The organism is Chryseobacterium sp. SN22 (assembly GCF_008329705.1).
GTDB lineage: Bacteria > Bacteroidota > Bacteroidia > Flavobacteriales > Weeksellaceae > Chryseobacterium.
The window spans coordinates 1-5351 of record NZ_VTSX01000052.1; the positions used below are offsets into that span (position 1 = coordinate 1).

Here is a 5351-nt window from a genome sequence, read left to right on the forward strand (position 1 = left end):
AACTTTAAAATGAAATATAATTTTATAGCAGTTGTAGCTTTCCTATCCTTACTTTCTTCTTGTGAAAAGACTGAATTAAAAGAAGGTGAATCAATAGTAAATGCTTTTTATAGTAATATAGAAACAAAAAATTATAAACTTCTTGATAAATTAATGAGTTTTCTATTTTATCAGGGTACTCCATACAAACAATTCATTGAGATGTTAGATAGGAAAAATAACGAGTTTGGAAAAATTAATAGAAGATCTTTAGGAAAATATAAGATGATAGAGTCTATAAACGCTACAGATACCATACACTTAGGATATGTAGTTGAATATCAAAATGTCCACACGAAAGAAAGCTTTACTTTAATAAAAGAAAAAGAAAACTTTAAAATTTTGAAATATTATGTAAGTCAGGAAGATAATTAACTATTAAGCTCACTGCTGGCGCGAGCGTCTCGCTCGTGCCGGTTAATAACACAAGACAAGACCCACCGCAATGCGGTGGGTCTTGTCTTGTGTTATTCGATTCGATTGAAATATAGATTACTGCTAAAAACCACAAACCATTTAGGCGGTTACACCAATATGGAAACCGAGCTGGATTTTGCAGGGGTACCCAAGCTTTCCAAAACCTACCACAAAAGGCTCGCTACGGATACGGAAAGAGTGATTGCCAAAACCTTTGAGTATGATAATCAGAATAGGCTTCTGGTGCATAAGCATAAGGTTGACAATAATCCGGAAGAGATTTTAGCTTAAAACACGGATAACGATCTTTCGCAGCTTACCAATAAAAAGATAGGTTATACCTCGGGATCATCGCCGCTGCAAAGCATCGATTACAGCTACAACATCCGGGACCTGACTGACTGGTATCAATCAGGATAAAATGCCGGTTGCTGATCTTGGAGGAAAGCTCTTTTCCTATAAAACAAATACAACGAAAAAGAAGGGATCACTTAAAAACGAGGATCTTGAATTTTTCCCGACAGCAGAAGGATATTACGATTACAAAAAAGATCAGTATATTTATCAGTACAAAGACCATCTTGGAATACCCGGATCAGTTTCGCAAGAAACAGCGCAGGTGGTTTGGAACTGGTAGATGTGAATGATTATTATCCTTTCGGAATGAACCATATGAAGACTGGAAATGCTTTCTTTGGAGCGGGTTCTTATAAGAATTACAAGTACAACGGAAAGGAATTGCAGGAGATAGGAATGTATGATTACGGCGTAAGGATGTATATGGCGGATATTAGCCGATGGGGCGTCGTGGACTCGCTGGCGAAAAAAATGAGAAGACATAGTCCATATAATTATGCATTTAATAATCCGATAAAATTTATTGATCCAGATGGACGAGAAGGAACAGGCTGGGGTTTGAAAGACGGTAAATGGAACTTCGTTGCAGGTATGCAGGAAGGTGATGCAGATTATAGGCAAGGAGGATATACTGATTTTAAATCAGATAATTCAGTTGTCTCAGATAGCCGTATAGGTAATGGACCAAATGGATATGTAAAGTTAGGAGAAGAAGGAAAAGCTTCTTATTCAGACTTTAATGGGTATGTTAATAGTGTCATGGCTCAAATTCAAAGCTATACTGTGGGAAATTATGCAAGGGCGACTCCAGATAATCCATTTGCCAACTCTTCATCACAATTGGCATATAATGGCTTGATTGCAATGCAAATGTCTGCATCTGGAATAGCATCAGAATTCATTGCAGCTAGAACTGGGCTCACCTTTTTATCAGCGTTTGGAGGACAAGGTGTTTCTTTCTCTAGTACAGGTTCTACTGCTGGAACTGGTCTACAAAGTTTAGGAGTGCAAAGTTCTTTTTTTGGAGCAAATGCTGAAGCAATAATTAATAATCCAAATATTATAGCCGGACAGTCATATATGAATGTATGGAATAGTGTAAACTCTGAAAATACAGGTTCTTGGTTTAATGGAACAATGAATAAAAGTAGTCGTGCAAGCGGATGGACATATAGACAGTTAAATTCTAGAGGTACAGATGTTACAGATAAATATTTACAATTTCATCCTGGTACGCCAAGACATTTTGGAGGAAATCCATATTGGGAAGTTTATTCAGGTTCAAGTGGAGTGTCAAAATTTCCTGCTTCAATATATTAAATTATGAATTTAGAAAATGATCTTATAAGATATAAATATAGATTAATACAAAGTATTAAACTGCTTGCATTAGATTTTTATAAACAAAAGGAAATTTACAAAGAAAAATTAGATTTTGAAATTGATATTAAATCTGATGTAATAATGAATTATATATTAGATTATGAGCTTGTACCTCAACTTCTTCGAGAGAATCATATATCTAAAGAAGAATTTAATAGTTTGAAAAATTAAATGAATTATGCGAATCTTATATAAAAAAAGATTATGATGATTTAAAAAAATATATAGAAATCAAGACTTTCGCAAGTGAAGTCTTAAAGAAATTTGGAGAAAATGATGATTATCCGGATGTAAGATTTGTTTAAAAATTCTTAATCTGATAAAATCCAGCAATCAATATGAGTCTAAAATAAGAATACAAAGAACTACAAAAGTGCAATTAATAACCAGTAAAAAATAAATGATTAAATAATGGGATTGGATATTAATATGATTGCCTTTGTAGGTAGTATAATACGGCTTATATTTATTTACAAATTTAGTATGAAAAAACAGGATCTGGCACATCAAATGAATTCTGATAAAGAAGAAAAAAACGATATTCTGACGGGTTCAATATTTATAATAGCCTTCATAATTTGGGGAGTTCTGACGTATGTTATCAAGTGGTGATTATAATAAACTTTCATTCTAATCTGAGGAAAATTATATGTCATTCTTTTGAAAATAAAAGCCCATCGCAATTTGCGATGGGTTTATTGGTTATAATCAACATATATTTACAGCAACCCCGACCACCCAATCGCCCAAGCCGGGTTAGCCATCTTATTTCCGGCACCGGTAGCGTCGGATTTTTCCGTATAAGTATTACTAAGCAGGGTGACGTTGGCTCCTGCGGTTGAGGTCGCAGTGATTTTGCTGGTCACATTCGTGTCAAAAAATACGTTGGTAATTTTACCCTGTCCGTTCAGATAAGCTACCGTAGCATCTCCGGTGATGTTGAATCCTTTGGCCCAGTTTGAAACCACCACATTATCGAAATTGACGTAGGTTCCTGAAGATAAACTGATGGCGTTGGATTCTCCTGTTGTTCCGCCAAGCAAAGTAATATTTTTAATCGTTGGGCTGGAAACCGGAACAGCCGCGGAGTTGGAAGCATTGTTCATTCCTTTGATTCCAGTATTTCCTGTACCGTTAGTTCTTCTTTGGGTAAAGACTGTACTGGCGGTCCCGATCCATCCGTCGGTCCATACAAAGGCATCGTCTGCATTGCCTAAAACAGCAATGTTGGATACATTGACTGTCCCTCCGTACAGCTGGATTCCGTCCTCAGCACCATTGACCAAAGCGATATTTTCTACCTTAGTTCCGCTTCCCACACCAAACAGGGAAAGTCCGTTGAATTTTACGGTGGTTGAAAAGTCAGCGCCTGCGTTTTCAATCCGTACATAGGTTAAAGATCCCGAAGTATCTGCTGCGGAAGTTCCGCCGTAGGTTGCTGTGCCAATTTCAGAGGTTCCCGTTGTTCCGGTATTGAGGGGTGCTTTTCCACAGATAATCACACCGCCCCAGGTTCCGGGAGTTGCCGCTGAAGAAGTAAAGGATACCGGTGAGGCCGGGGTTCCGTTGGCATAGATCTGCCCGCCCTGTTCTACCAGGACGTATGATGAAGCTGTTGCCGTAGCCACGATTCTTGTTCCTGCAGGAATCACAAGCTTTCCGCCGTCTTTTACCCGAACTGCACCGTTCAGCACATAAACTTTGGTGGGATCCAGGGTAACGACCTGTCCACTGGTTACCTCTCCTTTAAAGTTATTGGGATCCTGGGCAATTCCTACCACAGCGGTAGTTGCAATTTCATCATCGTCTTTGCTGCAGGAATTAACGACCAGTGCAAAACCGGAAATAAACACCGCAGCGAATATGGATAAACAATTTTTCTTCATACTATTTCAGATTACTTCTTTATAAAAGATTTAAGACAAAGTCTTTTTAAAAGACCAAATTACCATTTTTCCGGGTATTTCCCAATACTATTATGCAAACATCCATTATTCTTAAATGCAAAACGGCACCAGAAAAATATTCCGGTGTCGTTTTAAAATAAAATTATTTTAACAAAGACTATCTGTAAATCTTAATTCTTTTTGTTGAATTATTTATTTTAAAAATATAACTACCAACAGATAGTTGTTTTTTTATCTCTGAGAAATTTTTATCATCAGCTGGCGCAGAGAATGTTTTAATATGTTTACCTTTCTCATTAAAAACCATTACTTCAGTATAATCTTGCGAATAATCTGAATTTGCTAATCTAAGAGTTGTTCCGGCAGGATATGCAATACCATGCACTCCTAAATAATTATCTGTCTCGTTTGTTTCAGAAATATTATTATTGCGATCAACATGAAACACTAATCCCCAACCAATTGTAGAGCTGCTAAAATTAGTTACATTTGAAAAAAAATCTACGCTTTTTAGGTTTTCATCCTGCTCAAAATTAACTTTTAGGTTTTTGGGAGATGACGGTGAGGTATTTGGATAAGTGCCCCAAAAAGTGTCATACTGTAAAAAATCAACATTTACATCATTTAAAGCAGCATTACCTTCTTTTCTGATAAAAACCTTAAAATTGTAATTTTTAGTTGACTGCACTACTTTCGGATTTGGTGATGGATACTGACTTGCATTATAAGAATCAAATATAACTTTATTATTATTTGATGACTCTGTAATTTTAAACCCATCGATTTTTAAGTTGGTAGGAAGAGGCGTAACAGGTGGATAATAAGTCAATGTTTTAGCGATTTTTGGTGATCCTTGATTTTCCCAGGTAGATATTACTAAAATCAATTTTGTTGGTATGTAATTTAAATAGTAATTTGTTGAATATGTAGAATATCTTGTTCCTGCAGGGAATGTAAATTGCTCATAATTGCTTTCATCTACTTTTGAATTAAATGATATGAGATTTGAGGGTGCTTCTGAATTTTTATAAACACGCATATCCATCTTAAAGAATGTCCCGGTAATATTAAAACTAAAATCCATTCTATGACCTGCAATATCTACATTGTCAACTGTAAAATCACTTGCGTCGATTGTTTGTGAATATATTTTAGTTGACAATAAAAGCATTAAACAAAATAATAAATGTTTCATATAAATATTTTTAAAAATGATTAATTCTAAATCTTGTGATTTTAATAGTGCAA

Annotated in this window: 7 protein-coding genes; 5 read left to right on the top strand and 2 right to left on the bottom strand. The window is 35.6% G+C overall.

Translation table 11 applies throughout. The annotated features are described in order from the left end of the window. The 5 genes from FY557_RS19825 to FY557_RS19845 all read left to right on the top strand — a co-directional run. Positions 1–414, top strand: a 414-nt coding sequence (locus FY557_RS19825; protein WP_228451851.1) for a hypothetical protein, incomplete at its 5' end; no start/stop codon positions are given. A 105-nt stretch (positions 415–519) separates the two neighbouring features. Then, positions 520–747, top strand: a complete 228-nt coding sequence (locus FY557_RS19830; RefSeq protein WP_149248959.1) for a hypothetical protein — start codon at positions 520–522, stop codon at positions 745–747. A 130-nt stretch (positions 748–877) separates the two neighbouring features. After that, positions 878–1093, top strand: coding sequence for a hypothetical protein (locus FY557_RS19835; protein WP_149248960.1), 216 nt, complete (start codon positions 878–880; stop codon positions 1091–1093). Further along, positions 1081–2133, top strand: a complete 1053-nt coding sequence (locus FY557_RS19840) for an RHS repeat domain-containing protein (protein WP_228451852.1) — start codon at positions 1081–1083, stop codon at positions 2131–2133. The genes FY557_RS19835 and FY557_RS19840 overlap by 13 nt, the downstream gene beginning before the upstream one ends. Before the next feature lie 3 nt (positions 2134–2136). Further along, on the top strand, positions 2137–2367 hold the full coding sequence (locus FY557_RS19845; protein ID WP_149248961.1) for a hypothetical protein: 231 nt from the start codon (positions 2137–2139) through the stop codon (positions 2365–2367). A gap of 548 nt (positions 2368–2915) precedes the next feature. Here FY557_RS19845 and FY557_RS19850 read toward each other — a convergent pair. Both FY557_RS19850 and FY557_RS19855 read right to left on the bottom strand, forming a co-directional pair. Continuing rightward, complete coding sequence (locus FY557_RS19850) at positions 2916–4082, bottom strand: hypothetical protein (RefSeq protein ID WP_149248962.1); 1167 nt, start codon at positions 4080–4082, stop codon at positions 2916–2918. Positions 4083–4260: 178 nt separating this feature from the next. Then, positions 4261–5351, bottom strand: a 1091-nt coding sequence (locus tag FY557_RS19855; RefSeq protein WP_228451853.1) for a hypothetical protein, incomplete at its 5' end; no start/stop codon positions are given.